Annotated in this window: 2 tRNA genes; both read right to left on the bottom strand. The window is 50.3% G+C overall.

Annotated features, from left to right (window positions below):
* Positions 1-291 precede the first annotated feature (291 nt).
* Positions 292-367, bottom strand: a tRNA-Ala gene (locus tag LMG28727_RS33925).
* 75 nt (positions 368-442) lie between these two features.
* Positions 443-519, bottom strand: a tRNA-Ile gene (locus LMG28727_RS33930).
* Between the last annotated feature and the right edge of the window lie 64 nt (positions 520-583).

Consider the following 583-nt stretch of genomic DNA (forward strand, 5'->3'; position numbering starts at 1 on the left):
ACACACGCTACAGGTTGAGTATTCGTGTTGCGCCGTATTCCAAAGCAATCTTTCGATCACCTTTTCATACATTGATACAATCACAACCCTGATTCACCTACTCGCACACCCATCTCTAAGTATGCTTTCGTGAATCTCTTTACTACTTCTTCCTGATTGTTAAAGAACGACAGCCGATATCGCAGTTGCTATAACCGCGTATCCTTACTGACTGGCTCAATCGCCAATGCCTGTTTCACTACACCGCAAACCTCTTTCAAGGCTTGCCGCAGTAAAACCGGCATTGAGGATTGGTGGAGGATGACGGGATCGAACCGACGACCCCCTGCTTGCAAAGCAGGTGCTCTCCCAGCTGAGCTAATCCCCCAGTCATACACAGATAATCGCTATCCGCATTTACTACCCAGGGGCAACCGGTCAGCGCCAGCCACCGCAGAAACAGTGGTGGGTCTGGATGGATTCGAACCATCGACCCCCGCCTTATCAAGACGGTGCTCTAACCGACTGAGCTACAGACCCCTGAGTCTGTCTGCGTATCTGTCTTCAAATTTACAGCCGATAAGCGTGAGCGCTCAACACTTGA

It is taken from the genome of Paraburkholderia metrosideri, from assembly GCF_904848625.1.
In the GTDB taxonomy this organism is placed as follows: Bacteria; Pseudomonadota; Gammaproteobacteria; order Burkholderiales; family Burkholderiaceae; genus Paraburkholderia; species Paraburkholderia metrosideri.